We start from the raw sequence: 26,989 nt of genomic DNA on the forward strand, positions 1-26,989 counted from the left end.
GATGGCTCCCGGTACCGGACCCAAGGTGCCGGGAGTGCTTTCCCCTAACCGCATTCCCCTCTTTGGTTCAGGATGATTTGGTATGTCGACGGATCGCACCGAGCTCGAAAGCATTGTTCAGGAAGGCTCTGCCTTTGAAACCATCAAGCGCCGGCTGAAAGAGCAGGGCACCCAGCTGCGTGAGCAGGTGTCCGGGCTGAATCAGGCCCGGGAGGCGATTTTTGGCAGTGCTGCCATGAACGTGCTGGGCCGGGCCCGGGTGCGTACCGAAAACAACGCCATTGCCCGGGACGTGGTGCGCCTGGGCGACCAGCTGCTGTTCGGCTTCAATCTGCAACTGGGTCTGCGTAAGACGCTGGTGATCGAGGATGTTTTCAGGCTCTATCACCTGGCCGATGGTGATGGCGGTTTTGAAATGACCGAAGCCGCCATCGACGGCTCGTTCCTCAAGGATGAACGTTTCGCCACCGATTTCCGGGAGTTACAGCAATACTACAACACCGCCACCTTGTCCCAGCTCTCGGTGCTCAAGGGAATGCTGCTGATGGCCTTCCGCATCGGCGACAAGCTGGACGATCTGCGGGTGTTCCGCTGGGAGCTGAAGCCCGATGGCAACGTCAGCCGCTATATCGACAACCGCGGCGAGCGGGATCTTACCTATCCGGAGCGGTTCAGTTTCGCCTGGCAAAGTGTGGGGCGGGACAGCCAGGTGCAGGGCCGGTCACCGCACCTGAATATTGCCGATACCCTGTTTGTGGATAACTTGCGGGGCAACATTACCTTCAAGGTGGAAAACAACACCGCCACCGGCGAGGGCATCTATGCCGACCCGGTGGAATCGGACTCCCAGTCCCTGGATGACGCCAGCTTCGATTACGCCGATCTGGGTGAGATTCTGCTGGTGCGGATTCTGCCTTTCAACGAACAGCAGTGGCGCTACTACCTGTTCAACCGCACCGAGCGCCGCGTGGAGCGGGTGGATGCCATGGCGGGCTCGGTGGTGGCGTTGCCGGATAACCACGGGCTGATTTTCCCGTCCGGTTACTACCTGGCCACCGGTGAACTGAAAACCTTCCAGATACCGGCCGGTGACTTCCGCCTGAAACGTACCCTGCGCTCGCCCAACGGCGAGGATGTGCTCTACGTGTTTTTTGAGCAGCGTACCGGCCAGGTGATCCTGTTCCGCTACAACCTCATTCGTAAACAGGCCGATGTGCCATTGATTGGCCATGGCTATGCCCTGTTCGAAAACGGCCACCTGGTGATTTTCAACGCCGATAACGAACCCACGCTGGTGCACCCGCTGCAGGTATGGGAAACCCCGTTCACCTCCGAGAGCTTTCACGCCAGCGCCAGCGTTGCCAACGATTCCGAACTGGCCCGTATTGGCAATCCGGAACTGGTGCGGGGAATTGCCGAGCTGAATACGGTGATTACCCTGGTGGACGGCGCCAACGCCAGCGAACGGCACTTTACCGGCCTGATTCGCACCGTGGACCGCATTCTGGATCAGTTCTTCTGGCTGTCCGCCCGCCAGAGTGAGGCCCTGTTTGCCACCCTGCATCAACAACTGGGCACCATTCGCAGCACCGCCGAGCTGGTGCTCGATGAGTATGAAAAAGTACAGAGTATTCGGGCCCAGACCGAGGCCGCCATTACCGAGGTGGCCCAGGCTCAGGGCGCCTTGATGCGGGATCTGAAACCCGATAGCTGGAAAGCGCCGGATCAGTTTGTCAGCTATCTGGGCCGTTTGCGGGCGCATCGCGGCCGGGTGCGAACCCTCAGCGACCGGCGCTATGCGGACAAGGCCCGTATCGGGACTCTGGAACAGGAACTGACTGATGCCGAAGAGCGGCTGACCGAGCGTACCTTCCGTTTTCTGGCGTCGGCGGAAGCGCTGGATGGTTACCGCCATACCCTCACCGATTTGCAGACCGCGCTGGCCGAGGCTGACAGCCGGGAGGCCCTCAAGCAGATTGTGGAGCGCTATCGGGAGCTGACCGAAGGACTGGATATGATTCAGGGCATGCTGGCCTCCATGGCCGGTGACGATGCCGCCCTGGAAACCGCCATCACCGAGAATATTTCCGGCATCTACGCCACCATCAACCAGCAGCGATCGGAAGCAGAAATCCGGTTGAAGGAGCAGGGCAGCGCCGAGGCCCGGGCCCAGTTTGCCGCCCGCATCCGGCTGTTCGAGCAGAGCCTGGCCAATGGCGTCAGTGCCCTGTCGGATGTGCGCGAATGCGATGGCCTGATGACCCGGATGCTGGATCAGCTGCAGGAGCTGGAAAGCCAGTTCGGCGAATACGATGAGTTTCTGGCCGCCGTTCTGGAGCAGCGGGAAAACGCCCATGAAAGCGTGGAAGCGCGGCGTCAGCAACTTCAAGACCAGCAGCAGCGCCGGGTAACTACCCTGGCCGATGCCGCTGGCCGTATTCTGAAAAACCTGACCCGGCGCACCGAGCGTTTCACCAGCCCGGAGGAGTTACACGCGTTTTTTGCCGCCGACGCCATGGTGTCCCGTTTGCGCAGCATGGCGGGCGAATTGCGGGAGCTGGGGGCGGCCATGGAGGCCGACGATTGCCTGGGCCAGCTCAAGGCGGCCCAGGATACCGCCCTGCGCAGTGTCCGCGACAAAGCGGATATCTTTGAAGACGGTGGTGCGGTTATCCGGCTGGGCAAGCACAAGTTCAGTGTCAACCAGCAAGAGCTGGATCTGACCCTGATTCCCCGGGACGAGCATGTGTTGCTGCACCTCACCGGCACTCAATACTACGAGCGCCTGAACGAGCCTGACCTGGATCGTTTGCGAGGCTACTGGAGCATGAGCCAGCCCTCGGAGTCTGACAAGGTTTACCGGGCGGAATACCTGGCAGCGCTGGTGATTGAGGAATTCCAAAAAACGCCGGACTTGCCGGTCAATGTTGCGGATCTGGAAGAGCTCACCGGCTACATTCGCAAATACGCCTCGCCCCGGTATCGGGAAGGCTATGAAAAAGGCATCCATGATCACGATGCGGCGCTGTTGGTCAGCACCCTGTGGCCTGCCATCCAGAATGCCGGATTACTGAGGTTCAGCCCCCGGGCCCGGGCTCTGGCCATGCTGTTTTGGGCCAGCCAGAGCCAGCAGGCCGAGGCGGCTCAGCCCTTGCGCGCCCGGTGTCTGTCGGCCGGTATTCTCAGCCGCATGATGCAGTCTGATGACCTGCTGCACTCGTTACAGCAGGAACTGGAGCCACAACTTGCCGCGTTCGTGCAGGATCAGGGCCTTGAGCTGGCTAACTCCGACAGTGATGGGCGCAGTCTGGTGCACTCGGCGGCCCGGTATCTGGTGCTGCAATTGGCGCAAGACACCGAGGCCTTCGAGATTACCCGTTATGCCGGAGAGCTGGTTGACGGCTTTGTCGAAGCCCTGAAACGGGACAACCAGTTTGCCCAGTTCCAGGACGCCCTGACCGTGGTGGCGGACCAGCCCTCAGCCCGCTGGACCATCACCCTCCACTGGCTGAATGCCTGGATGGGCAAGAACAGCCGCCAGCACCTGCTGCATTACCTGCCGGAAGCCGTGGCGCTGCTTAACGTGGGTGAGCTTATTAACACCACAGTGCGCAGTATCGAGCTGGCGTTTCAGATTGAAGGCTTGCTGGGGCAGCACGGGCGCATTGCCGAACGTACCTTGAGCCTGCAACTGGATGAGTTTGATGAGCGGCTGCGCTACCACCAGCAGGAAATTATTCCGGGCTGGCAGCAGTTACAGGAGGTGCGCCAGCAGGTGCTGGACAGATGGCGGGATCAGCTTCGGCTAAGTGAGTTCCGGCCCCGGCCCCTGTCGTCGTTTGTCCGAAACAAACTGATCAGCGAGAGCTATTTGCCGATCATCGGCGACAATCTGGCCAAACAGATGGGTACCGCCGGTGAAGATCGCCGCACCGACCAGTCCGGCTTGCTGATGATGATCTCCCCGCCCGGCTACGGTAAGACCACGCTGATGGAATACGTCGCCAATCGCCTGGGCCTGATCTTCATGAAGATCAACTGCCCGAGCCTGGGCCATGAGGTGATGTCGCTGGACCCGGAGAAGGCTCCCCATTCCACCGCCGAAGCAGAGCTGATCAAGCTCAACCTGGCGCTGGAAATGGGCAACAACGTAATGCTGTACCTGGATGATATTCAGCACACTCACCCCGAGTTCCTGCAGAAGTTTATCTCCCTCTGTGACGGCACCCGCCGCATTGAAGGGGTATGGCGCGGCAGAACCCGCACCTACGATATGCGTGGCAAGCGCTTCTGTGTGGTGATGGCCGGTAACCCTTACACGGAGAGCGGCGAAGTATTCAAAGTGCCGGACATGCTGGCCAACCGCGCCGACATCTACAACCTGGGTGATGTGCTCTCCGGCATGGAGCATGCCTTCGCACTGTCCTACATCGAGAACAGCCTGAGCTCCAACCCCGTGCTGGCGCCGCTGGCAACCCGCGGTATGGCAGACTTCTACCGGTTTGCGGATCTGGCCGAAGGCAAAGCGGTGGCAGATTCAGATTTCGAGCACGACTACAGCGCCGCCGAGCGCGATGAAATTGTCTCTTTGCTGAAGAAAATGATCCGGGTGCGGGAAACCGTGTTGCGGGTGAATCAGGCCTACATCGCCTCCAGTGCCCAGGCCGAGGCCTACCGCACCGAACCCACGTTCAAGCTGCAGGGTAGTTACCGCAACATGAACAAGCTGGCGGAGAAGCTGTCGCCTGTGATGAGTGACCAGGAACTGGAAGCGCTGATTGACGACCACTATCAGGGCGAGGCTCAGCTGCTGACCTACGGCGCCGAGGAAAACCTGCTCAAGCTCAGGCAGATGCGCGGCACCATGACCGACGAAGAAGCGGCCCGATGGCACGCCATTTGTGAGGAATACCGCCGTCGCCAGCAGGCGGGCGGTGACGAGGAAACCGGGGTGAAAGTGGTTCGCCAGCTGGGTCTGATCTCAGAGCATATTCAACAGCTGGGTCAACAACTGGTGGCCGGGGCGGGCAACAGAAAGCCGTCAGAACCGGATCTGGACAAGGCTGTCGGCCAGCTGGCCCGCTCCCTTGAAACCGGCCTTACCGAAGGCCTGCAGTCGGTACAGCTGAATCCCGCCGTCACCGTCAACCTGGATAGTCCGCCCCAGGTGGGCGACGCTCTGATGGCCTTTGCCCGGGTGTTCGAGGAATCGATTGTGCCGTTGGTACAAACCATGAGTGGCAAGCTGGATCTTGACCTGAAAACTCAAAAGGAGATGAGCCGCGTGCTTCGCGTGATCCGGGAATTGCAGAACAAGCTCCTGGCGCAGGAGCCGCCTGCGCATTAACGCATGGTCACTTTGCTCTGAAGGTTCCGTGCTACGCTTTCAGATAACTGCTGCAGTTTGTTCATGCAGGGTGGGGCTTTAATTTCCGCCACAGCAGCAGTTATGAGAATGCCTGAACAGCAAACTCGCAGAACGGAGGCAAAGTTATGGCAGCGAAAACCTCGCAGGACGAATACGAGCAGGTCAAACAGGATCTGCAACAGCTCAGGGATGATGTGGCGAAACTGACTCGCGCGGTTACCGAGAGCCAGAAGAGCAATATCAGCCATCTACGGGACGAAATTCGTCGGGAGAGCCAGGAGGCTCTGGATCAGGTACGGCAAAAGGGCGATGCGGCCTTGAACCGTGCCAGGGATGCAGGTGACCGGGCCGTGAACGAGGTGGAGCATCGGATTGAGGAACGGCCGTTTCTCAGTGTTGTTCTGATGTTTCTGGCAGGTGTTCTGGTCGGCAAACTACTTGATCGTTGACGATGGCTGATACCTCACAGCTTCAGAGCATCGCACGCAAGGCCGTCGCAGCCGTCATTGGTTTTATCCTGGCGATGGTTTTGCTTGTGGTGTTGTTGATTGCCGGGAGCTATCTGCTTGTTCATGCCCTGATTCTGGGCCTGACCCCCTGGCTTGGTCAGGCAGGTGCCATGGCATTGGCCGGTGTCCTCTGCCTGCTGCTGCTTGTGGGCGTGTTGTATCGTCTTACCCGGCAGCGCCCTTCAGGGAAACGCCAAAAGACTTCTGATGGGCGCGCTTCGCCGGTGGATAGCCTTCGCAAACTGATCCGGGAAAACCCGTTAGAGGCTGCGCTGATTGCCTTCGCGGCGGGCATCGCCGAGCAGGGTGACCCCCGGTTGAAGTCCTTGCTTCTTCAGGGTGGTATGGTCTTGATGAAGCAGGGCGAGCATGGCTGGGAACACAGAGACAATCCCGGGGATACAGATGGCGTCACAGGGTCGTCTAAGGCGAAGGAACCCCGATCCTCACAGGGAAACGGCCCGGCCTCGGGTCACTGACTCCAGCCATTCCGCCGAAATCCGGACAGGCGGGTGGTTGGCATGGACTTCAAACATTTGAAAAGGGCAAAGGAATGCCGAATTTGCGTATGCAAACCGTCTCTGCTTCGGTGGCGGTTACTTTCTGTGCTGTTTTTTTACTGAATCTTTTTTCTGTTCTTTCAGCCAGGGCGGATACTCCGGCCCTGCCATTGGCCAATGTCTACCATTCGGGTATTAACCTGGAGAGCTACTGGGTCAGCGAGAAACTGGACGGTGTTCGTGCCTTCTGGGACGGCACGCAGTTGTGGTCCAGGGGCGGACACGTCTACAAGGCGCCCGCGTGGTTCATTCGGCAGTTTCCCCAACAACCGTTAGATGGCGAGCTCTGGATTGGTCGGGGCCGGTTTGCCGAGGTCTCCGGTATCGTCAGGCGTCAGCAGCCGGTGGACGAAGAATGGCGCCGGGTGCGCTTCCATGTGTTTGATCTGCCGCTGTCGGGTGTTGTTTTCCAGCAGCGCTATCAAAAGTTGCAACAATGGGTGGCATCTTCCGGCTCGCAGTATCTGGCACTGGTAGAGCAACGCCCTGTTCGCAGTCATACGGCGCTTATGGCGGCGCTGAATGAAGCCGTGGCAGAGGGTGCCGAGGGGCTGATGCTCAAGCGCAAGGCCGGTTTGTATCAGGGGGGCCGCTCCGACGATCTGTTAAAAGTAAAAACCCACAGTGACGCCGAGGCCCGTGTTGTCGGCCACCACCCGGGCAAGGGCCGGTATCAGGGCATGATGGGGTCGCTGGAGGTCGAACTGGCCAGCGGTCGGCGGTTTCGCATAGGTACGGGGTTCAGTGAGGCCGACCGGAAAAGCCCGCCACCGCCAGGTTCGACGATTACCTTCCGGTATCGTGGTTATACCGCCACGGGCCTGCCCCGTTTTGCCAGTTTTCTGCGCATCCGAGACGACGAACCTGAGCCCTTGCCGTGAACCGTATGTGGGCGACCATGAAGGAAAAGTGAATAATTCTTAGTCCGGATTTAACACCCGTGCACTCCATTCGCGGTTAGTCTGTGGGTACGCAATCAGCGAGTAAGTTGTTGATTGATCGTTTCGGTACAAGGAACACTCAACCACAGAGGACTCTCCGAGATGAGCAACAAAACCCGTATGGCCTGTGCAACCGTTCTGACTGCTGCTGTAGTTTCGGCGCCCGCGGTGTGGGCACAGGATTCTGCAAGTCGAGACAAGTCCGGCCCCTATATCAGTGGTAGCTACGGTGGTTACAAGGCCCACAACGGCGAATTCGACGACGAGAACGATCTGCTGGGGGCAGCACTGGGTTACCAGTTCAATGAGTTTTTTGCGCTTGAAGCTGAATACATCGATTTTGGCAAGTTTGGCGATGATGAGGTTGAAGGCAAGCTCAAAGGAGCTGGTTTGGGAGCAATCGGGCGCTTACCGCTTACCAGCAGTTTTGGTATTTATGCGAAGGCGGGTGCGTTTGTGTCGGCATTCGATGTGGATGCTTTCGACCAGAGTGAAACCTACGACGAAGTAAACCCGTTCGTTGGTGCCGGGGTGGACTTCCGGGTGACGGACCACCTGACCGCGTTTGCCGAGTACAACCGTTATAACGTTGATATTGATGAGGATGACTTCAATGGCCAGGTTACCAATGATGGACCGGACTTTGATACCGGTCGCGTGGGCCTGAAATTCCAGTTCTGACCCCAGGCTGATAGTCCGGGTGCAGTCGCCATGGCTGTGCCCGTTTTTTCGCTCCTTCCGTCCCGTTCTGTGCCCGGTGGCCATTTTGCGTCAATGGCGTATGATTTCAGCCCTTGAATGATAAATCCAAAACCAAATGGGGGACCAATATGATCTGGACAGTCTATCTTTCCGGTGAAATTCATACCGACTGGCGCGATCAGATTGCTGCGGGTGCAGAAGCGGCAGGCCTGCCGGTCGAGTTTACTTCTGCCAACACAGACCATGAGTCCAGTGACGCTGCAGGTGATCTGTTGGGTAAACCGGAGAGCGGTTTCTGGCGCGATCACCAGTCGTCCAAGGTGAACGCCATTCGCACCAAAACGTTGCTGGAGCAATGTGACCTGGCCATTATCCGGTTTGGCGACAAGTACAAGCAGTGGAACGCGGCCTTCGATGCCGGTTACTGTGCGGCTATGGGCACGCCGTATATTACCCTGCACGACGAAGCGATTATTCATCCGCTGAAAGAAGTGGATGCCGCCGCCATGGCCTGGGCACAAAGCCCGGAGCAGGTGGTGCAACTGCTGAAATATATTACGGCGTAGGGTTTTCAGGCCGAGGCCTGAGCTGGCCATGGCTTGTTGAAGCCGGCACAGGCACTGTGACCGTTCCGTGCGGAGTGCACCACAGTGCCTGATTCGGCCGCTGTATTACTGAACGTTTTCCTGCTCTCCAAAGGTGTCGGTGAACAGCGCCGACGACAGATAGCGTTCGGCGGAATCCGGCAGGATCACCACGATGTTCTTGCCCTGATGTTCCGGCTGTTGGCTGACACGGATGGCCGCCACCACCGCGGCGCCGCAGGAGATACCACAGAGAATGCCTTCTTCGCGCATCAGGCGGTGAGCCATGGCCATGGCGTCTTCGTTGCTGACGGCTTCCACCTGATCCACCAGATCCAGATCCAGGTTGCCCGGAATGAAACCGGCGCCCAGCCCCTGAATTTTATGGGGAGAGGGTTTCAGTTCCTCACCCCGCAGAGCTTGGCCAATCACCGGTGAATCGGCCGGTTCCACCGCCACGGTGGTGATCGCCTTACCCTGGGTCTGCTTGATGTAGCGGGAGACCCCGGTGAGGGTGCCGCCGGTGCCAACACCGGAGACAAAAATGTCCACGGCACCGTCGGTGTCGTTCCAGATTTCCGGGCCGGTGGTGTCCTCGTGGATACGCGGGTTGGCTGGATTCTGGAACTGCTGGGGCAGGAAGTGATTGTCCGGGTCGGCCGCCACCAGTTCTTCGGCTTTGGCAATGGCACCGGGCATGCCTTTGGCCGGTTCGGTCAGCACCAGTTCTGCGCCCAGGGCTTTGAGTACCTTGCGACGCTCCAGGCTCATGGAGGCAGGCATGGTCAGAATCAGTTTGTAGCCACGGGCCGCCGCCACATAGGCCAGGGCAATACCGGTGTTGCCGCTGGTGGGCTCGACAATGGTCATGCCGGGTTTCAGCACGCCACGCTTTTCGGCATCCCAGATCATGGCGGAGCCAATGCGGCACTTCACCGAATAGGCCGGGTTGCGGCCTTCGATCTTGGCCCAGATGGTGGCCCCGTTGTTCACCCGGTTCAGTTGCACCAGCGGTGTGTTGCCGATAGACAGTGAATTGTCGCTGTAAATGCGAGACATGCAAGACTCCTGTTGTGGTTGTAGAGCGGCCCGCGACCATGAATGAGCGGGGTTGGATTGGCAAGGCTATTCCGTTTGTCTGCGTATGCTGGCAAAGTTTCTACCGTAATCTTATACCGCCGGGGGTAGCAGACAAACCTTGATTTCCCGGCAGGCACAGAGGATGCACTATATGGCAGACAACACCCTTGATTGGCAATCCATACCGGCGGCGGTCTGGCGTCGTCATCGCTCCGGCCTGCGGGCCATTCGCAGGCTGGATCCGATTCAGTGGCAGGCACTGACCGGCATTGACCGACAGAAAGAGGCGCTGGCCCGCAATACCGAGCGTTTTCTGGCGGGCGAGCCGTCCAATAATGTATTGCTCTGGGGGGCCAGGGGCACGGGTAAGTCATCACTGATCAAGGCGCTGTTGAACCGGTACCGGGATCAGGGCCTGCGCATCATCGAGGTGGATAAGGACGACCTGGTCAATCTGCCGGAGATTGTTGACGATATTTGTGACCTGCCGTTCCGTTTTCTGATTTTCTGTGACGATCTCTCCTTTGATGCCGGAGAAACCGGTTACAAGGCCCTGAAAAGCGTGCTGGAAGGGTCGCTGGAGCTGCCGCCGGAGAATGTTCGGGTGTATGCCACCTCCAATCGTCGCCATTTGATGCCGGAATACATGGCCGACAACCTGAACAGCCAGGTTCGTGATGGCGAGCTACACCCGGCGGAGGCCATTGAAGAGCAGGTGTCTCTGGCGGATCGCTTCGGGCTGCAGCTGTCGTTCTACCCGTTTCCCCAGGCGGTGTATTTGCAAGCGGTGGATGGGCTGTTTCCGCAGGTGGCAGATCGGGACGCCCTGCACCAGGAAGCCATTCGCTTTGCCACCGCCCGCGGGGTGCGCAATGGCCGTACCGCCCAGCAGTTCTTTCGCCAGTATGCCGGTGATTCCCGGTTTAGTTGAGCGGCCGGAGTACCGGCGCTACTGGCGCCGGGCCATGCGCAGAAAGCGGTGGTGGATCAGGCGGATGCCAAAAAACACCAGCACCATCACCAGTGGAATGGCAAGGCCGGTCACCAGTGCGCTGTTGATCTCGACGCCGCCATTTTTCAGGGCCTCCAGCGCCAGTTTCAGCAGCCCGATCAGATAGTAGGAAATGGCCACCACCGAGAAGCCTTCCACCGTGTGTTGCATCATCAGCTGGATGCGTGAGCGCCGATCCATGGAGCTGAGCAGTTGCTGGTTCTGGCTCTGAATCGCCAGGTCGACCCGGGTGCGCATCATTTCCGAGGTGCGGTCGATACGCCGTGACAAGTCTTCCAGCCGTTCACCCACCGCCTCACAGGTTTTCACCGCCGGGGTCAACCGGCGGGTCATGAATTCGGTTAGGGTCAGGTGGCCAGAGACTTCTTCTTCCCGTAGTTCCTCTAACCGAGCCAGCACCAGTTCGTGGTAGGCGCCGGTGGCCGAGAAACGGAAGGTGGTGCGGGCCCGGAAGGCTTCAATGCGGGCGGAAATATTGGTCAGCTCGGCCAGCAGTTGTTGTTCGTCCAGGTTTTCGTTGTTCGCCAGCGACTGGGTAATGTGTGCCAGTTGCCGATCCATCAGGTTCAGGTCCGGTGTCAGTTCCCGGGCCAGGGGTAGCGCCAGCAGCGACATCAGGCGATAGTTCTCGATTTCCATCAGCCGCTGCACCAGGCGGCCGAGCTGGCTGTTAGACATCTGCTGGTTGAGTACCATGAAGCGGCCGAAATTGTCGCTGTGCAGCTGGAAGGAGCCTAGAATCCGGGCCGCGCCTTCCTGGGGGCGGCTACCCACCAGGCGCATACCTTCAAAGTGCTTGCGCATGAAGGCCAGTTCACTCTGTGCGTCTTCCGAGGATGGGCGAACCTCGATATGAAAAGCACCGACCACGGTGCCCGCCAGTTGTTCCAGCCAGCCGTCCGGCAGCAATGTCAGGCCGGTTTCGGTAAACGGATTGGCGGGGGAGTCGGCGGTGTTGATGAAGGTGTAGGAAGTAAACTCCATGTGCACTTCACGGCGGATGCGCAGGTTGCCAAAGGTTTGCTCGTAACAGCTGGTTTCCTGCTCGGGCCAGGGCTCGCCCAGCAGACGATGCAGTTTCTGCAGATGCTCGAATTGGTGCTGCCGTTGTTCCGGGGTGGTCAGCACGGCAATCTGGGTGATGCGGGCCTGTGAGGGGATCACCTGAAAGGGGCGGGAATGCAGTTCCTGGTATAGATCGGCCCGGAGCGGATGAAACTCCAGGTTGGCGGTTTTGGCGCGGCCTGCCCGCTTGCCTCGTTCTGCACTCACAATGAAGCCCCTGTTTTGGCTCTGGAAACCGGCATGATAACCCGGAAGCAGACGCCGTCAATGCCACCGAGGTGCTGGTTTCGGGCGTCCACCCGGCCACCATGGTAGTCGGCAATCAGTCGCACAATCAGCAGACCCTGGCCGAGATGGCCATCCTCGGTGCTGCTGCGCCGGGATACAAAGGCGCCGAATATATCCACGCCGTTGTGTTCCGGCAGCCGGGAACCCTGATTGAATACGGTCAGCTCATAGTGTTCGCCGGTACCGGTAAGAGCAATGTTAATAAGGCCTCCGGCCGGGGTGAAATCCCGGGCGTTGTCCACCAGTTTGTCCAGCATCTGCACCAGCATTTCCGGTGAGCCGGTCATGCGATAGCCGGTTGCCGGGCCGGAGTAGACAATCCGGTGTTGGGAATCCAGTTGCTGGTAGGCGCCGGTGGCCTGGGTCAGCACATCGGCCAGATCAAAGTCTTCCAGTTCTGTGTCCTCAAAGCTCTGCTCCAGCCGGGCGGCTTCGCTCATGCTGTTGAGAATGCGCCGGAGCCTTTCGGTGGCGCTGGCGGCCCGTTCCAGATACGGTGCCTGATCATCGGTTGCAGGTTGCTGGGCTAAATTTTCCAGGGAGGAGCGCACTACCGCGACCGGGGTTTTCAGTTCGTGGGACAGCCGCCGGGAAAAACTTTCCAGATACTGGTTGTAGCTTTGCAATCGCTCCACCATCAAGGCGAATTGCTGTTGCAGCTGGCCCAGTTCGTCCCGTCGTTTGGGCTGTGGTATCTGCCCGAGCATCCGGCCATCTTCATCCACGCTGGCTTTAACCAGTTTTTGCAGGCGGGTGATGCGCCAGGACAACCAGCTGGCATAGCCCAGAAGCACCAGCATCAGGGCGAGAATAATCAACAAGCTGCGAGCCAGCACGCTGCCCAGGGTGGAGCCGGACAGCGTGAGCAGCTGATCAATGGATTGTTCCAGCAACAGGGTGCGCCCGGCGAACAGCGAGTGGCGGCTGGCCAGCCAGACCGAGCCATCCGGATGGCGGATCAGGCCGTTGTCCGGCAACTCCGGTACCGGCAGCCGGTAATGCTCCGGGGCTAGCAGGATTGGGCGGGGCTGGTACAGCCGGATCAGCCCGCTCAGGGCATTCAGGCTGATTTTTTCGACAATCTGCAGGGGCGACAGCTGCTCGAAGTCGGTGACTGAGGAGCTGCTTTCCGCGGTGGTGCTGGCCAGAATCCACTGCCCGGGTTCCAGCAAGGTGGCCCGCTGGCCCTGGCTGAGCTGGCTGTGCAGAATGGCTTCCAGCCGGGGATTGCGCTGTACCAGCAAGGGCGGTGGTGTAAGGTCTGTACCCAGGGCGTTGTCCGGCAGGCCCGGGCGCAGGGCCTGAAAGCCTAAACGGCTGCCAGGTGCCGGTAACGGCATCTGGATCTCCAGTTGCCAGCTGGCGCCTTTGTCCTGCCAGCCCGCCCGGAATCGGGCATCCGGTTGCGGTGTGGCCCCTTCCCGAAACACCGGTACCTGCCCCGGCGCACCGGCCCGGATAAACCAGCGTTGCTGATCGCGCTCCGGCTCCAGATCGCCCGAGGGTGGCTGAAGCCGCAGTTCGAACCGTTCGTGGGGCCGTGCCGGGCGCGACGGGTTCCAGGGCGCCAGGCCCTGATCGAGCCGCTGAATCAGCAGATAAAGTTGTCGCCCGTTGCTGGTTGCCTGCCAGCGCAGGCTGGCGGCCTGGCCCGCGCCGTACTGCCAGGGCGCCTGCTCGGGTTCTTCGTCGAATCCCGGCCACTCGTTGCCGTAGCCATCCGGCTGGATGGCGCTGGTTGCTACGCCGACATAAAGCGCTTCGGTGCCTGGCACCACCGGCAGGTTCAGCAACAGGTCGCTGGCGGTCTCGCCCAACCGGTTGCCCTGGGCCTGCAGTTGTTGCAGGGCCTGTTGGCGAAGCGCGTTGTCCAGTTCCAGCACAAAGGTTAGCCCGGCCCAGGGAATCAGCAGCATCAGCAGGCTGGCCAGTAACAGCTGGCGTTTCAGGCTCAAGGGTCAGACCTCTCTGGCATTCCAGCGGTAGCCCATGCCATAGGCGGTCTGGATTCCGTCAAAGTCGCTGTCGAACTTGCTGAACTTGCGCCGGATACGTTTGATGTGGGAGGTCACGGTGTTTTCGTCGAGCACGGTGCTGGCGGCTTCCATCAGCTGTTCCCGGCTGCGGACATGGCCCGGATGCCGAACCAGCGAGTGCAGCATCCAGAATTCGGTCACCGTCAGATCCAGCGCCTGAGAGTCCCAGGCGACGGTCATGCGATCCACGTTCAGCGTCAGCCTGCCCCGGGTCAGAATGTCATCCGGTTTCTGCAGTGCATCGGCCCAGGCCTCGGCCCGGCGCAACAGGGCGGTGATGCGGGCCAGCAGATGTTCCAGGCTCATGTCTTTGGTGACGTAGTCGTCGGCGCCCAGCCGCAAACCGTGTACCGAGTCGATATCGCTGTCCCTGGCGGTCAGAAAGATAATGGGCAGAGTGGCAGACAGATGTCGTAAGTCCTGACACAGGGTAAAACCGCCTTCTGGTTCGTCGCCCAGGCCTACATCAATAATGGCCAGGTCGGGCAGGGCGTGCGCCAGGGCCTGCCAGGCCGTTGGCCGGTCGGCGTAGGCTGACACCCGGTACCCGCGCCGCTCCAGGGCGGCCCGGTAGTTGTCGCGAAGGCCTGTTTCGTCTTCGATCAGGACAATGTGCTTTTTCATATTGCGTCCGGGTTGTGTGGTCTGTCTTCGGCGTTGGCGGTTGATGGGCCCATTAAAGCACGTTGACGGGTGCGGGCAAGCTGGCATCCGGCCATTGCCATAATTGATCATTTTTGATCGCGGGCCTGCCGGATTTCGCCATCGGGTTGCCTTGTCGCCGGGCGGTAATGGTGGCATCTCCATCAAGACAAGGAAAACCTGATGATGCTGCTATCGCTGCGTGCTGCTCCCTCTACCCGGCCACCAACCCCGGTCAGTCGGCCGGTCAGGGGCCTTTCCCGCCTTGCCCGGTTCAGCTGGTTGCGCTGTGCCGAGGGTATCAGCCTGTGGCTGGCCATGGTGCTGATGCTGTTTGTTCATCCGATGTATGCCGAGGCTGGCCCCCTGGAAGCTGAGCAGCCCGGCCAACTCTACCTGATCGATCATAAGAGTGCCTGGCAGGAACCGGCGCTGGTGCTGGATAGCCGGTTTCAGGTGTCGGTATCCGGATTGCTGGCCCAGACCCGCTTAACCCGAACCTTTCGTAACACCAGCGATCGCTGGCAGGAAGGCATCTTCGTGTTTCCGCTGCCCGGGCAGGCGGCGGTGTATGGCCTGACCATGACCGTGGGTGAGCGCCGGATCGAGGGCGAGATCCAGCCCCGGGCCCAGGCCCGAACAACCTATCAACAGGCCCGGGAATCCGGCCGCAAGGCGGCAACGGTTGAGCAGAACCGCCCCAACCTGTTCACTAGTCGTATTGCCAACATCCCGCCTGGCGAGGCGGTCACCGTGGAACTGAGGTACCAGCAACCGGTGGCGTACCGCCGGGGGGAGTTCGAGTTGCGACTGCCCACCACGCTGACTCCGCGGTACATGCCAGGCACACCAGTTTCTTCGCCCGCTGGCAGTTGGCAGGCGGGCTGGTCGGTGCCGACCCGGCAAGTGCCGGATGCGCCGGAGATCAGCCCGTTCACCGTTCTGGCCGAGGATGTAAATGCCAATAGCCATCGGGCTCGAATCGAGCTGGAGATTGATGCCGGGTTTGCCCTGGCCGGGGTCAGCAGCCCCAGCCACCGTCTGCAGGTGTCGGTTGATGGCAGCCGGGCGATGGTGCAGCCGGAGGCCGGACCGGTGCTGATGGACAGGGATGTGATCGTGCGCTGGCAGCCGGTGGCCAGTCAGGCACCTATGGCGGCGCTGTTCCACCAGCAGTGGCAGGGGGAGGATTTTATGATGGCCATGGTGCTGCCACCGGCCACCACCGGCCCAGTACTGCGCCGTGAGCTGGTTTTTGTGATTGATACCTCCGGGTCTATGGCCGGTGAATCCATCCGCCAGGCGCGGTCGGCGTTGCTGCGGGGGCTGGACACCCTGCGCCCCGGAGATCGTTTCAATATCATCGAGTTCAATAGCGAAGCTCATGCCTTGTTCATGCAACCGGTTCCGGTTGACAGCCGAGTCCTGGCCAGGGCTCGGCGTTATGTGCAGGCATTGGATGCCAGCGGAGGCACTGAAATGGCGAGTGCCCTGTCTCTGGCCCTAGCCGGGCAGGCTCCGAGCGACACCGGTAATGGGCTGGTTCGCCAGATGGTGTTCATAACCGATGGCGCGGTAGGCAACGAGTCGGCCCTGTTTGATCAGATACGCAGCGGGCTGGGCAATCGCCGCCTGTTTACCGTGGCCATTGGCTCGGCACCGAATACGCACTTTCTTCGGGAAGCCGCCCGCTGGGGACGAGGCCAGTACACCGCCATTCAGAGCACGGCGGAGGTGGATCAGTCGCTGGGCGCCCTGTTTGCCGCCATGGAAGCCCCGGTAATGACGGATCTTGAGGTGGTCTGGCCAGTTGGCACGGCCGACGCTGAGCCTGCCCGGCCTGGTGATCTGTTTCAGGATCAACCGCTGATTCAGGTGGTGCGTGGCGTCGCGCCACTGGGTGAAGTGGCGGTTTCCGGGCAGTTGCCGGGTGGCCGCCGCTGGCAAACCCGGCTCGATCTGGCCAGTGCGGCGCCGGGGCAGGGGCTGGATCGGCAATGGGCACGGGGACGGATGGACGCCCTGATGGATCATGCCCGGCTGGCCGGGGAACAACCCGACGAGCAAGGCATTGTGGAGCTTTCCGTACGCCACAAGGTAATGTCTCCGTTTACCAGCTTTGTGGCGGTGGAGAAGACCCCTTCCCGGCCGGAACACAGCGCACTGGATCAGGAGCGACTGCCGACCCTGTTGCCCGCAGGCAGTGACGCAGGCATGTTGCGGTATCCGCAAACAGCCACCCTGGCGCCCTTGCTGACCGCGCTGGGCCTGCTCGGGTTGATGTTTGCCCTGGCCATGGCGATGCTCAGCCGCCGAGGTGTGTAATGAGCCGGGCGCTGTTATTAATCATTGGTTGCTCGGCCACCCTGCTGGTGTTCGGGTTGTGGATTCCGTTCAAAGCGCTGGTTGCCCAGGAGCTGCTGGAACTGGCCTGGGCCGAAAGCCAGGCCCGCCAGACCGCGGCCCGGCCCTGGCCCTGGGCGGATACCTGGCCGGTGGCACGGCTGGAGTTTCCGGAACAGGCGGTGTCGCTGATTGTGCTGGAGGGTGTGCATGGCGAAAGCCTGGCGTTCGGGCCCGGGCGGGTATCGACAGGCGCTCCGGCTCCGATGATTCTGGCGGGCCACCGGGATACCCACTTCCGGCCTTTACAGCACCTTCAGCCGGGCGACCCGGTGCGGTTACAGAGCGCGAACGGTGGCTGGCAGAGTTACCGGGTTCTCGATGCCCGGGTGGTGGATAGCCGCCGGGAAGCGATAGATACCGGGGCCATTAACCCCGACGCTCTGATTCTGGTGACCTGCTACCCCTTCGATACCCTCGATGCGGGCGGGCCGCTACGTTATGTGGTCAGCGCAGAGCCGGTTTACGCACAGGAACAAAACGAGACTGTCGCCGCACTGTAATTTTGGCGTACACTTGTGCGCCAAATTCCAGCAAATCGGAACACAGATGCCCCTGATTCGAAAACTTCTGGCCTGGCTCAGCGTGCCAGTGCTGAGCCTGGTCATGTTTGTGATGTACCTTGTCCGGCCTTTCAACCCCGACAACAACCGGGTGCTTGGTAAGCTTGTAGCCCCCACGGGCCGCTGGTTGCTAGGTATGAAACGCCCGGTGTATGGCGCAGAAAACATGCCTCAGGATCGCCCCACCATTATCATTGCCAATCATCAGCAGAATGACGATCTGTTTCTGATGGCGGATTTGCTGCCGCCGAGAACGGTGGCGGTGGGGAAATCCTCGCTGGTGTGGTTGCCGTTTTTTGGTCAGGTGTTCTGGTTAGGCGGCAACATTATTCTTAATCGCAGTCGCTCCCGGAAGGCAGTGGCGATTATGCAGACCACCAGTGATGCCATCATTCGCGAACACAAAAGCATCTGGGTGTTCCCGGAAGGAACGCGCAGTCGCGGGCGTGGTCTGGGTAGCTTCAAGAAAGGGGCTTTTCATATGGCGGTGGCGGCAGGAGCGCCGATCACCATGGTGTGTGCTGGCGAATATCACGGCAAGTCCAGTGGCTGGAGTGGCCGGCGCGAAGCTGTTCCGGTGCGGATTCTGCCTCCGGTGGAAACCCGGGGTTTGACGGCAGAGGATGTCCCGGGCCTGATGGCGCAGTGTCGTCAGCAGATGCAGGATGCCATTGACGGGCTGGCCTTGACTCATCAGACAGCCTGACAGGCGCCGCCATTGCATCTTGAACCAAACGGGTAAACAGGGCAGTCTTGCGAAAAATCGGATTCTGAAGCGGAACAGCAGGGGAGAGAGAAGCGATGATCTGGTTTCTGGTAATTGGTGGTCTGGCGGGCTGGTTTGCGGGCCTGATCATGAAGGGCAAAGGCTTTGGTGTGCTGGCTAACATCGGTATCGGTATTGTCGGCTCTTTTATCGGTGGCTTTCTGTTCGGGATGTTGCAGCTATCGGCCCATGGCGCCATTGGCAAGCTGGTAACCGCCACAGTGGGCGCCGTGCTGCTGCTGGCTGTGGTCAACAAGATCAAAAAGGGCTGACATGATTGTACCTGTTACTGCAGTATTCGCGGCCGTTCTGGGCCTGTTGTTGCTGGTGCTTTCCGGCCAGGTGGTGAAATACCGGTTGAAGTACCGCAAAGGATTGGGCATTAACGACGACCCGGAGTTCGAAGCCGCCGTGCGGGCCCACGGCAATCTGGTGGAATATGCGCCCATGGGGCTGATCATGCTGGCCATTGCCGAACTGAACGGCGTGTCCGGCACGCTGATCTACTGGACCGGCATGGCGCTGGTGGTTGGGCGCATTCTGCATGCCTGGGGCATGATCAATGGCAAGGGTCAGCCCCATAAAGCGCGCATGCTGGGCATATTGCTCACCTGGCTCGCTGTGCTGGTGGCGGCGCTGTTGCTGTTCTGGAACGTGTGGCAGGTGTACGGCTAAAGTTGCAGAGATAGGATGAGCGGGGCCCGAGGGCCCCGTTTGTGTTTGTAGGTTTACAGAGCTTTGGCCAGATCCTGGCTGAAATATTCCAGTTCAATGCGGCGGTTGGCGGCGTGGTCTTCCGGCCTCGCCAGAGGCCTGTTTGACCCCCAGTTGCAAACCTCGACAGCGGCGTCTGGTACGCCCTCCGAGGCGAGCAGACGAACCACCTCGTTAATCCGGCGGCGTGCCAGAAATCGGTTGTAGGCATCGGTACCGAAGTTGTCTGTGTGACCGTGCAATCTCAGTTTCAGCCCGGGTTGGCTGTTCAGGTATCGGGCGTGCCTGCGGAGCATCTCGATGTCGGTATCGGTGAGAATATGTTTGTTGAAACTGTAGTGGAAACGGGTCGGGTGAGGCCTGCGAACGCCCTCCGGCAGCTGCCCACAGGTACCCGCCGACAACAGTGCTGCTTTGGCGAGCATTTCTGGATGATCCAGAACAAGTACGGTCATAATCTGCTTCCTCGCATGGAGTGCCCGGCGCGGGTGGCTGTCACCTGAACACTATTGGGAACCGCGCCAACGACAGCAATTGGCGAAAAGTCGATAGTCCGGGAGTGCCGCGACCAGAGATTCAACGTTATTGCTGTGACTGAGTGATTACACCAGGAAAAGAAGGCCTCGCTGTGGTAAAAAACAGCTTTTCAGGGACAGATTGTGATGAATAGTGACCGACCATGCTGATTATTCCTGCTGAGAACGCCATCGACTGGAAACGCCCGCCCTGGGTGACTCTGGGCCTGATTATGGCCTGTCTGCTGGTATTTCTGTTTTACCAGGGGGGGGACGACCGCAAGCTTGAGGGCGCGTTGGAACAGTACCTCGACAGTGAGTTGCTGGCCCTGGAAGCCCCGGCCTACGAAGATTATCTGCAGCGCAAAATCCGTTTCGAGGATGAGCAGGAGCGGGCGTTGGAATTGCAGGAGTTCCAGCAGTTGCGAGAAGACAACGAGGCACTCTGGCAAGCCATTACCTTATTGCTGGATCGGGAGTTCTACCAGTACCTGCAACAGAACCAGGGCCTGATCTGGGCGCCCGCAGAGCGCAATGCCTGGCAACAGCAAAGAGCGGACATCGAGGCGCGCTGGATCAGTAAAATGAGCGCTTACCAGCTGGGCCTGGTGCCCGCCGAGCTCTCGCTCTACACTTTGATTAGCTACCAGTTCCTGCACGGTGGCTGGGGCCATATCATCGGTAACCTGGTATTCCTGTTCCTGCTGGGCTTTACCGTAGAAAAGGCCCTTGGGCCGGGGCGGTTTCTGGTGGCCTATCTGGTGTGCGGGGCATTGTCGGGGCTGGTGTTTACCGCCTTTTCCATGGGCAGCCAGGTTCCACTGGTGGGTGCGTCCGGTTCGATTTCCGGGCTTATGGGTATGTATGTGGCCATCTATGGTTTGCAGCGTATCCGCTTTTTCTTTTTCCTCGGCGTGTATTTCAACTATTTTCGGGCGCCCGCCCTCGCGGTGTTGCCGGTCTGGCTGGGCAAGGAAATCTATGATTACTGGTTTGCCGGTGCCACTGGCATTGCCTACATGGCCCACGCCGGGGGGCTGATGGCAGGTGCCGGGCTGGTGGGCTTGCTGGGCAAGAGCTGGTTGCAGGTAAAGCAGGAGTTCTTCGAGCCGGAGCCGGAACAACAGGACGAGCAGTTTACCCGGGCTTATGGCCAGGCCATGGCGAGCCTGGGGCGAATGGAGTTCGACCATGCGAGGCGCCAGTTTGAAGCGTTGCGGGAGCGTTATCCGGATCGCCCGGTTCTGCTTGAGCACCTGTACCAGCTGGCCAAGCTACGGCCGGATCTGCAGGATTATCGTGTGCTTACCGAACAGTTGATGGCCGACGCTATGGCGCGGCGGCAGCCGGAGCAGATGGTAACGGTGTGGCAGGAATACCTGGCCAAAGGTGAACCCTATCATCCGCTGGCGGCAGATACACACAACCGGGTGCTGTTTTTCAGCCTGAAACACCACGACTTCAAAGTGGCAGAAAAAGCCTTCGAACGGATGCGTTTATCTGCCAGCGGCGATCAGGTTCATGAAGCCTGTCGCCTGCTGGTGGCCGAGTTCGAAAAGCTCCAGATGGAGCCCAAGGCCCGGCAATACCGGCAACTGCTGCAACAGCACGGGTGAAAGCCCGTATCTGACCAACCTGGCAGGCAGGCGTCAGTCTGGTAGCTGAAAGCTCGCTTTCGGGCCTTTCAGTGGCTGGTGATTCCGGGCCTGCTCCAGCCAGGTGTCTATATGCTGATGCACCGGGTGCCCCGAGCACCGCGTCTGCACAAAGGACAGGAAGGCAACCGCCTTTTCCCATTGTTGCAGGCCGTTGGCCAGCGCCTGGGCGACCACCAGGTAGGCCGGTGCCAGCTGATCGCTGTCCGGAAAACGCTTGTGGAAGTCCTGTAGCAGGCGAATGGCGGCTTTGTGGTGGCCCCTGTGATACAGCGTTGTGGCACAGCGCACCGCCAGCTCCGGATCTTCCAGCCGGAACCCGGGTTCGACTGACTGCAGAGTCCGGATCAGCTGCTCCAGGCTGTCGCCATCGTGCCGTTGTGCCAGCCAGGCCATGATCCTGGGGTGGTTGCGATAAAGCTCGGCGCTGTCGTTGCGTGCCGTCAGCAGCTGATACAGTTGCCCAATGCGGGTGGGGTTGTCCCTGTCACGTTTTAGGGCTTCCTGCAGCATGGACTGAACCCGGTCGTAATTGCCGTCCTTCAGGCTCATGTCCAGGTCTGCATCAAACCGGCTGCTGCGATCCCGCTGCTGGTTGTCGGCTTCTTCGATGCCATCCTGGAGATCTGAGGCAAAGCCCAGCTCTTCCTGGTACTGGAACAGCAAATAACCGAGCATGTGGAACAGAATCAGCGTAAAGGTACTGTTCAGGAAGCCTGCCAATGGCTGGGCGACCCACATGGGGAAGTGGTTGACGGCGAAGTCCTGGGCTGCACCCGAGGCAAGTGTAAGCAGGATCAGGTAGCCATATAGCAGGAAGTAGGGGGTGCCAATCCGTGAAATCAGCACCGCCAGGTTCATCGGGTTGATGGCGGCGCCCACAGACCGCTCCATGGCCAGCACCATAATGCTGGCGGGCAGTGCCAGTACCACGAAGGCAATGGCAAGCAGCATCAGTATCGGGCCACCCAGCATGGCCGCTGTACCCACCAATCCGCCCATGACCACAAACACCAGTAGCTGGAGCAACACAACGTTGAAGCCGCTGCCGGTAAAGGCCACCGACACCGGCGGCGGCTTCAGGTGGCCCTCCGCAGTATGATTGATAACCGCATAGGTGTATTTGAACAGCGCCAGGGCCAGCACCAGCCAGATCAGCAGGCCAATCAGGTTGGCGGGAGCCACTACCGGCACCAGGGTACAGATGGCAATCACCATCAACGGGTCGGTGTGGAACGGATACCGGAAAAAAGCACCGATGCGCTGCCAGAAGGGCACCACTTCAGTGGCCGCACCCAGATAGCGCATGGCTTTGCTGCAGCGCGGGCAGAGCCCCCGGCGCTGGCGGGTATCGGCATCGGGCATACACCGGCTGCAATAATGCACCTGGCACTCGCCACAGTGCCACTTGGCCGGATCACCCGGATGGTAATGACAATCGTGTTTCACGTAATGCAGTTCCTGATCCGTCAGAAATCAGCCGCTAATGATGACAGAACAGGGGTCATGCTGCATCAAGGAATCATCGTTGATGAGGTGCTGAGTCGCATTTTGTGTCTGCTATTCCTGCCAGGTCTCCTTAGCCGCCAGAATGGCAGGCAGGCACCGGAAGAAGGCGTCGACCAGTTCCGGGTCGAAGTGTTTGCCGGACTGCTCGCGGATCAGTTGGGTGGCATCTTCGATCGACCAGGCCTTTTTATAGGGGCGTTCGCTGGTGAGGGCGTCGAAAACATCCGCCAGGGCGACGATGCGGGCGGATATGGGAATATCCTGGCCTTTCAATCCGGCAGGATAGCCGCTGCCATCCCATTTTTCGTGGTGGTTGCGGGCCACCTCACCGGCCATTTTCAACAGCGCCGAGCCGTCGTCGCCGATGATCCGGGCACCGATTTCCGCGTGCTGCTGCATCACCTGCCATTCGTCTGGATCCAGTTTTCCGGGCTTCTGCAGAATCGCGTCGGGAATGCCGATCTTGCCCACGTCGTGCATGGGCGCGGCGTTCAGAAGAGTGTCGGCCCAGGCTTCACCCAGGCCTGCTTCCAGAGCGATCAAGCGTGAGAAGTGGCTCATGCGGATAACGTGCAGACCGGTTTCGTTATCCTTGTATTCGGCAGCCCGGCCCAGCCTTTGCACCACGGCCAGCCGGGTCTGTACCAGCTCTTCCATGCGTACCAGCGACAGGTGGTTGCGCACACGGGCACGGACTATCGGCGCACTGACCGGCTTGCTGATGTAGTCTACCGCCCCCAGGTTGAAGCCTTTTTCCTCGTCCACCGGGTCTGCCAGTGCCGTGACGAAAATCACCGGAATCTGTCGGGTTTCCTGCTGCTGCTTGAGCGTGGCGCAAACCTCGTGGCCGGACAAGCCGGGCATCATAATGTCCAGCAGTATCAGGTTGGGCTGTTCACTGCGGGCCAGTTCCAAAGCCCGGTTGCCGTCCCGGGCAAACAGCAACCGGTAGTGATCGGACAGAATATTGCGCAGCACCTGCAGGTTGGCTGGCTCGTCGTCCACGATCAACAGAGTCGGGGCATCGTTTCGCATCAGCAGTTCTCCAGAGTGCCACGGTAACTGATTAAAATGCTGGCAGCACGTTCGGGTTCAAAATCGTTCATGGCCTGCTGTGCCTCGCGGGCACAGGCCGAGGGCAGCATCGGCCGGAGTTGTTCAAACAGCTGATCCGGCAGTTCACCCTGGTTCAGTAAATGGATGATTCTGTCCAGAGCCTCTGGCTCGAGGGTCTGGGCCGGTTCGGTGGATTCAGCAAGAACAACCGCCCCGCTACCCGTGGACTGCGCGTGCAGCCATTCCCGGGCGTGCTGAAAATCGTCAGTGAGGGATTGCCACAGAGCGTTGGCGACAGGTTCCCGGTTGTTCAGCGTGGATTCAAGTCGGGTGAGGTCCTCGTAGATCCGGCTCAGGCCGAGATTACCGGCAAGGCCGCGCAGCCGGTGCACTGCCGCAGGCAATGCCTGGGGGTCTGTGGTGTGCAGGCTGGCAGGCTGGGACTCGGTGGCCGACAGAAAGTCATCCAGGGCCCGGTGGTGGCGGGCGCTATCCGGCCAAAGTTGCTGCACTCGCACCTCATCGACCACCGGGGTGGCCGGGCGTTCCCCGGGGCCCGGTTGCCGGATGCTGTCCAGCCCCAGCACCCGGGCAATTTCGGCGGTCAACTCAGCCAGATCAATGGGTTTGACGGCAAAACCGTCCATTCCGGCTTCCAGCGCATTCCTGCGATCTTCCTCAAGCACGCTGGCGGTCAGTGCAATCACCGGTATGGGCGAGCGGTGTTCCCGGTATTCCTGTTGCCGGATGGCCTCGGTTGCCTGATGGCCGTTCATGCCAGGCATCTGAACGTCCATCAGAATCAGATCAAACACCTGGCTATTGAACTTATCTACGGCCTCGCGGCCGTCCATGGCGCCGGTCACCTTGTGCCCTCGTTGCTCCAGCAGGGTCTGCATCAATTCGAGGTTTTGAGCCACATCGTCTGCCACCAGAATCTGCAGCGGGGGCAAAGGGGTTTCCCTGTCTGGTAACAGGCTGTCATCCACGGCTTTGCCCGGCGCCAGAGGCAGGTCGACCCGGAACACCGATCCGCTGCCCGGCGCACTGGACACGGAAATCTGCCCGCCCATCAGCTCCACCAGTTGCCGGGCAATGGTGGTGCCCAGGCCGGTGCCGCCAAAGCGACGGGTGGTGCTGGAGTCTGCCTGGGTAAAGGGCTCGAAAATTTTCTTGATACGATCGGCTGAAATGCCGATGCCAGTGTCTTCAACAAAGATACTGACCGACCCGGGCCGGGGCTGATACACCTTCAGCACAACCCCTCCGGTGCGGGTGAACTTGACCGCGTTGTTGACCAGGTTAAGGATGACCTGCTGAATGCGCAGAGGGTCGCCACAGAAAAAGTCCCCGGCCTGGTAATCGAGGGTCAGACTCAGTTGTTTTTTCGCCGCATTCAGGGACTGGGTGGTGATGATCTGGTGGCACAGGCTGCGCAGATTGAAGTCCCGCTGTTCCAGCTCGGTATGGCCACTGTCCAGTTTGGCGGTATCCAGAATGTCATTGAGCAGGGTGAGAAGGGATCGGGCCGAGTTCTTGACCACATGCAGGTGGCGGGCCTGAACCGGTTCCAGGGGGGTGTCCAGCACCAGATCGGTAAAGCCGATAATGGCGTTCATCGGAGTGCGGATTTCGTGGCTCATGTTGGCTAGAAATGCACTTTTCGCCTCTGCGGCCTGCTCGGCGTCTTCTTTGGCCTGGCGCAGATCAGTTTCCATTCGAAAACGTTCGGAGATATCGCTGACAAACCCGACGAAGGTGCTGATGCCTCCAAGTCGGGATTCACCGATGGCCAGGCGTATCGGAACCTGATGGCCATTTTTGTGAAGCGCCATGACTTCCCGGCCCGAGCCGATAATCTTGCGCTCGCCGGTGCGCAGATAGTTTTTCAGGTAGCTGTCGTGGGCGCTGCGGTGGGGGTCGGGCATTAACATGCTGACGTTCTTGCCGATGACGTCGTCCGCACGATAGCCAAAGATGCGCTCGGCAGAATCGTTGAAGGACAAGATAATGCCCCGATCGGAAATCTTGATGATGCCATCAACGGCGGCATCCACTACCGCCCGCAATTCGCTGGTGATTTCCTGGCTGCGTTTCATCAGCGCCCGATACCGGGCCACCGCATTTACACCGGCCGCCAGCAGGCTGAGGGTGATGGTGACAAAGGCGATCGTCAGCGCCAGCATGGTGTGCCGGTTGCTGCCCGGCATGAAATCCGGGTCTGGCTGGCCAATAAAGCGGGCTGCCTCTATGGCCGTGTAATGCATACCGGCAATGGCCAGCCCCATCACGCTGCCGGCCAGCAGGCGCCGCTTGTAGCCCCGCAGCCGGGTGCGGCGCAGCAGCCCGAATTTGATCCAGAGTGCCAGGGTGCCCAACAGTACTGCCACCACAATCGACAGGGCAAACAGTAGCGGGTCGTAGCGCAGGGTTGGCCCGATTTCCATCGCCGCCATCCCCAGGTAATGCATGGCGCCAATGCCCGAGCCCAGCACTACGCCGCCGCCGATCAGCCGGGGTGCGGTTATCTCGTGGCGGGCCAGCAACGACAGGGTCACCAGCGCAGCCAGCAGGCTGGGGGCAGCAGACAGAGCGGTCATCCACGGGTGATAGTGCACATGGGTGGGCATCTCGAAGGCCAGCATGCCAATAAAATGCATAGACCAGATGCCGAACCCCAGCGACGCTGAGCCACTGAACAGATGCAGGCGTTGCATATAAAGGCTGGTGCTGCGCCTTGCCGCCGCCGCGAGAGTCAGCGCCATGTAAGAGGCGCTGATGGCAATCACCAGCGACAAAACCACCAGTGCAAGGTTGTAGTGGCCGGTGACCAGTTTGTCGGGCAGTTGGCCGACTACAAAGAAATCATCAAGTGCCAGCAAGTGAGTAGTCCGTGCATTGTTATAGTGTCGTGGTTGAATACGGTATCAGTACGCCGTGTAACAGAAAACGGCTTTCTGGTAACGCCATACTAGCAAAAAGTCTGACCGCGTAAGCGGACAGTATTCAGCGCAGTGATAA

The 26,989-nt window shown here is 59.9% G+C and carries 21 protein-coding genes; 13 read left to right on the plus strand and 8 right to left on the minus strand.

The window, feature by feature from the left end:
* Positions 1 to 82: 82 nt before the first annotated feature.
* From C7H09_RS15880 to C7H09_RS15905, 6 genes are all read left to right on the plus strand, one after another.
* Entirely contained in the window at positions 83 to 5,347 is a 5,265-nt protein-coding gene (locus C7H09_RS15880; protein ID WP_106764506.1) for a DNA repair ATPase, read from the plus strand.
* Between the two features lie 146 nt (positions 5,348 to 5,493).
* Entirely contained in the window at positions 5,494 to 5,817 is a 324-nt protein-coding gene (locus C7H09_RS15885; RefSeq protein WP_106764508.1) for an ElaB/YgaM/YqjD family protein, read from the plus strand.
* Between the two features lie 2 nt (positions 5,818 to 5,819).
* On the plus strand, positions 5,820 to 6,356 hold the full coding sequence (locus C7H09_RS15890; protein WP_106764510.1) for a hypothetical protein: 537 nt from the start codon (positions 5,820 to 5,822) through the stop codon (positions 6,354 to 6,356).
* Positions 6,357 to 6,445: 89 nt separating this feature from the next.
* Positions 6,446 to 7,318 (plus strand): DNA ligase, encoded by an 873-nt coding sequence (locus tag C7H09_RS15895; protein WP_106764512.1) that lies wholly within the window; start codon positions 6,446 to 6,448, stop codon positions 7,316 to 7,318.
* Positions 7,319 to 7,480: 162 nt separating this feature from the next.
* Positions 7,481 to 8,059: a porin family protein gene (locus C7H09_RS15900; protein WP_106764514.1), complete on the plus strand. Its 579-nt coding sequence runs from the start codon at positions 7,481 to 7,483 to the stop codon at positions 8,057 to 8,059.
* Between the two features lie 149 nt (positions 8,060 to 8,208).
* The gene (locus tag C7H09_RS15905) at positions 8,209 to 8,646 is read left to right on the plus strand and encodes a YtoQ family protein (protein ID WP_106764516.1); all 438 of its coding nucleotides are present in this window, start codon (positions 8,209 to 8,211) and stop codon (positions 8,644 to 8,646) included.
* Between the two features lie 105 nt (positions 8,647 to 8,751).
* On the opposite strand, the gene cysK is transcribed toward C7H09_RS15905, so the two are convergent.
* A complete protein-coding gene (gene cysK, locus C7H09_RS15910; RefSeq protein WP_106764518.1) occupies positions 8,752 to 9,723 on the minus strand; it encodes a cysteine synthase A in 972 nt (323 codons plus the stop codon).
* Between the two features lie 172 nt (positions 9,724 to 9,895).
* Between cysK and C7H09_RS15915 the strand changes: the two genes are divergently transcribed.
* The gene (locus tag C7H09_RS15915) at positions 9,896 to 10,675 is read left to right on the plus strand and encodes an ATP-binding protein (protein ID WP_106764899.1); all 780 of its coding nucleotides are present in this window, start codon (positions 9,896 to 9,898) and stop codon (positions 10,673 to 10,675) included.
* Positions 10,676 to 10,693: 18 nt separating this feature from the next.
* On the opposite strand, the gene C7H09_RS15920 is transcribed toward C7H09_RS15915, so the two are convergent.
* From C7H09_RS15920 to pdsR, 3 genes are read right to left on the minus strand one after another with little or no spacing between them, the layout of a single operon-like run.
* Positions 10,694 to 12,028 (minus strand): DUF3422 family protein, encoded by a 1,335-nt coding sequence (locus tag C7H09_RS15920; RefSeq protein ID WP_106764520.1) that lies wholly within the window; start codon positions 12,026 to 12,028, stop codon positions 10,694 to 10,696.
* Positions 12,025 to 14,064 carry a proteobacterial dedicated sortase system histidine kinase gene (pdsS, locus tag C7H09_RS15925; RefSeq protein WP_106764522.1) on the minus strand — a complete coding sequence of 680 codons (2,040 nt, stop codon included), beginning with the start codon at positions 14,062 to 14,064 and terminating at the stop codon, positions 12,025 to 12,027. Before pdsS ends, C7H09_RS15920 begins: the two co-directional genes overlap by 4 nt.
* A gap of 3 nt (positions 14,065 to 14,067) precedes the next feature.
* Positions 14,068 to 14,769 (minus strand): proteobacterial dedicated sortase system response regulator, encoded by a 702-nt coding sequence (pdsR, locus tag C7H09_RS15930; protein ID WP_106764524.1) that lies wholly within the window; start codon positions 14,767 to 14,769, stop codon positions 14,068 to 14,070.
* 201 nt (positions 14,770 to 14,970) lie between these two features.
* On the opposite strand from pdsR, the gene C7H09_RS15935 reads away from it, so the two are divergent.
* The 5 genes from C7H09_RS15935 (at position 14,971) to C7H09_RS15955 (ending at position 19,194) form a co-directional block, all read left to right on the plus strand.
* Positions 14,971 to 17,112 (plus strand): marine proteobacterial sortase target protein, encoded by a 2,142-nt coding sequence (locus C7H09_RS15935; protein WP_106764526.1) that lies wholly within the window; start codon positions 14,971 to 14,973, stop codon positions 17,110 to 17,112.
* Positions 17,112 to 17,693, plus strand: coding sequence for a class GN sortase (locus C7H09_RS15940; protein ID WP_106764529.1), 582 nt, complete (start codon positions 17,112 to 17,114; stop codon positions 17,691 to 17,693). Before C7H09_RS15935 ends, C7H09_RS15940 begins: the two co-directional genes overlap by 1 nt.
* Positions 17,694 to 17,739: 46 nt before the next feature.
* A complete protein-coding gene (locus C7H09_RS15945; RefSeq protein ID WP_106764531.1) occupies positions 17,740 to 18,459 on the plus strand; it encodes a lysophospholipid acyltransferase family protein in 720 nt (239 codons plus the stop codon).
* Positions 18,460 to 18,554: 95 nt separating this feature from the next.
* Positions 18,555 to 18,791, plus strand: a complete 237-nt coding sequence (locus C7H09_RS15950; RefSeq protein ID WP_106764534.1) for a GlsB/YeaQ/YmgE family stress response membrane protein — start codon at positions 18,555 to 18,557, stop codon at positions 18,789 to 18,791.
* A 1-nt stretch (position 18,792) separates the two neighbouring features.
* On the plus strand, positions 18,793 to 19,194 hold the full coding sequence (locus C7H09_RS15955; protein WP_106764536.1) for an MAPEG family protein: 402 nt from the start codon (positions 18,793 to 18,795) through the stop codon (positions 19,192 to 19,194).
* Positions 19,195 to 19,247: 53 nt separating this feature from the next.
* On the opposite strand, the gene C7H09_RS15960 is transcribed toward C7H09_RS15955, so the two are convergent.
* Complete coding sequence (locus C7H09_RS15960; RefSeq protein ID WP_106764537.1) at positions 19,248 to 19,688, minus strand: OmpA family protein; 441 nt, start codon at positions 19,686 to 19,688, stop codon at positions 19,248 to 19,250.
* A 224-nt stretch (positions 19,689 to 19,912) separates the two neighbouring features.
* Here C7H09_RS15960 and C7H09_RS15965 point away from each other — a divergent pair, with 224 nt between their 5' ends.
* A complete protein-coding gene (locus C7H09_RS15965; protein ID WP_106764538.1) occupies positions 19,913 to 21,364 on the plus strand; it encodes a rhomboid family intramembrane serine protease in 1,452 nt (483 codons plus the stop codon).
* A gap of 33 nt (positions 21,365 to 21,397) precedes the next feature.
* Here the strand turns inward: C7H09_RS15965 and C7H09_RS15970 are convergent, their stop codons facing one another.
* From C7H09_RS15970 to C7H09_RS15980, 3 genes are all read right to left on the minus strand, one after another.
* Positions 21,398 to 22,852 carry a hypothetical protein gene (locus C7H09_RS15970; RefSeq protein ID WP_106764541.1) on the minus strand — a complete coding sequence of 485 codons (1,455 nt, stop codon included), beginning with the start codon at positions 22,850 to 22,852 and terminating at the stop codon, positions 21,398 to 21,400.
* Positions 22,853 to 22,963: 111 nt separating this feature from the next.
* Positions 22,964 to 23,947, minus strand: coding sequence for a response regulator (locus C7H09_RS15975; RefSeq protein ID WP_106764543.1), 984 nt, complete (start codon positions 23,945 to 23,947; stop codon positions 22,964 to 22,966).
* Positions 23,947 to 26,850: an MHYT domain-containing protein gene (locus tag C7H09_RS15980; protein ID WP_106764546.1), complete on the minus strand. Its 2,904-nt coding sequence runs from the start codon at positions 26,848 to 26,850 to the stop codon at positions 23,947 to 23,949. The genes C7H09_RS15975 and C7H09_RS15980 overlap by 1 nt, the downstream gene beginning before the upstream one ends.
* Positions 26,851 to 26,989 lie beyond the last annotated feature (139 nt).

The sequence above is a fragment of the Marinobacter fuscus genome, assembly GCF_003007675.1.
In the GTDB taxonomy this organism is placed as follows: domain Bacteria; phylum Pseudomonadota; class Gammaproteobacteria; order Pseudomonadales; family Oleiphilaceae; genus Marinobacter; species Marinobacter fuscus.

Excerpts from the sequence above, each read along its gene's own strand:
- C7H09_RS15905 (WP_106764516.1), top strand. The coding sequence starts at position 8,209 with ATGATCTGGACAGTCTATCTTTCCGGTGAAATTCATACCGACTGGCGC.
- C7H09_RS15885 (WP_106764508.1), top strand. The coding sequence starts at position 5,494 with ATGGCAGCGAAAACCTCGCAGGACGAATACGAGCAGGTCAAACAGGAT.
- C7H09_RS15955 (WP_106764536.1), top strand. The coding sequence starts at position 18,793 with ATGATTGTACCTGTTACTGCAGTATTCGCGGCCGTTCTGGGCCTGTTG.
- C7H09_RS15880 (WP_106764506.1), top strand. The coding sequence starts at position 83 with ATGTCGACGGATCGCACCGAGCTCGAAAGCATTGTTCAGGAAGGCTCT.
- C7H09_RS15950 (WP_106764534.1), top strand. The coding sequence starts at position 18,555 with ATGATCTGGTTTCTGGTAATTGGTGGTCTGGCGGGCTGGTTTGCGGGC.
- C7H09_RS15945 (WP_106764531.1), top strand. The coding sequence starts at position 17,740 with ATGCCCCTGATTCGAAAACTTCTGGCCTGGCTCAGCGTGCCAGTGCTG.
- C7H09_RS15895 (WP_106764512.1), top strand. The coding sequence starts at position 6,446 with ATGCAAACCGTCTCTGCTTCGGTGGCGGTTACTTTCTGTGCTGTTTTT.
- C7H09_RS15960 (WP_106764537.1), bottom strand. The coding sequence starts at position 19,688 with ATGACCGTACTTGTTCTGGATCATCCAGAAATGCTCGCCAAAGCAGCA.
- C7H09_RS15890 (WP_106764510.1), top strand. The coding sequence starts at position 5,820 with ATGGCTGATACCTCACAGCTTCAGAGCATCGCACGCAAGGCCGTCGCA.
- C7H09_RS15940 (WP_106764529.1), top strand. The coding sequence starts at position 17,112 with ATGAGCCGGGCGCTGTTATTAATCATTGGTTGCTCGGCCACCCTGCTG.
- C7H09_RS15935 (WP_106764526.1), top strand. The coding sequence starts at position 14,971 with ATGATGCTGCTATCGCTGCGTGCTGCTCCCTCTACCCGGCCACCAACC.
- C7H09_RS15965 (WP_106764538.1), top strand. The coding sequence starts at position 19,913 with ATGCTGATTATTCCTGCTGAGAACGCCATCGACTGGAAACGCCCGCCC.
- C7H09_RS15900 (WP_106764514.1), top strand. The coding sequence starts at position 7,481 with ATGAGCAACAAAACCCGTATGGCCTGTGCAACCGTTCTGACTGCTGCT.
- C7H09_RS15975 (WP_106764543.1), bottom strand. The coding sequence starts at position 23,947 with ATGCGAAACGATGCCCCGACTCTGTTGATCGTGGACGACGAGCCAGCC.
- cysK (WP_106764518.1), bottom strand. The coding sequence starts at position 9,723 with ATGTCTCGCATTTACAGCGACAATTCACTGTCTATCGGCAACACACCG.
- pdsR (WP_106764524.1), bottom strand. The coding sequence starts at position 14,769 with ATGAAAAAGCACATTGTCCTGATCGAAGACGAAACAGGCCTTCGCGAC.
- C7H09_RS15915 (WP_106764899.1), top strand. The coding sequence starts at position 9,896 with ATGGCAGACAACACCCTTGATTGGCAATCCATACCGGCGGCGGTCTGG.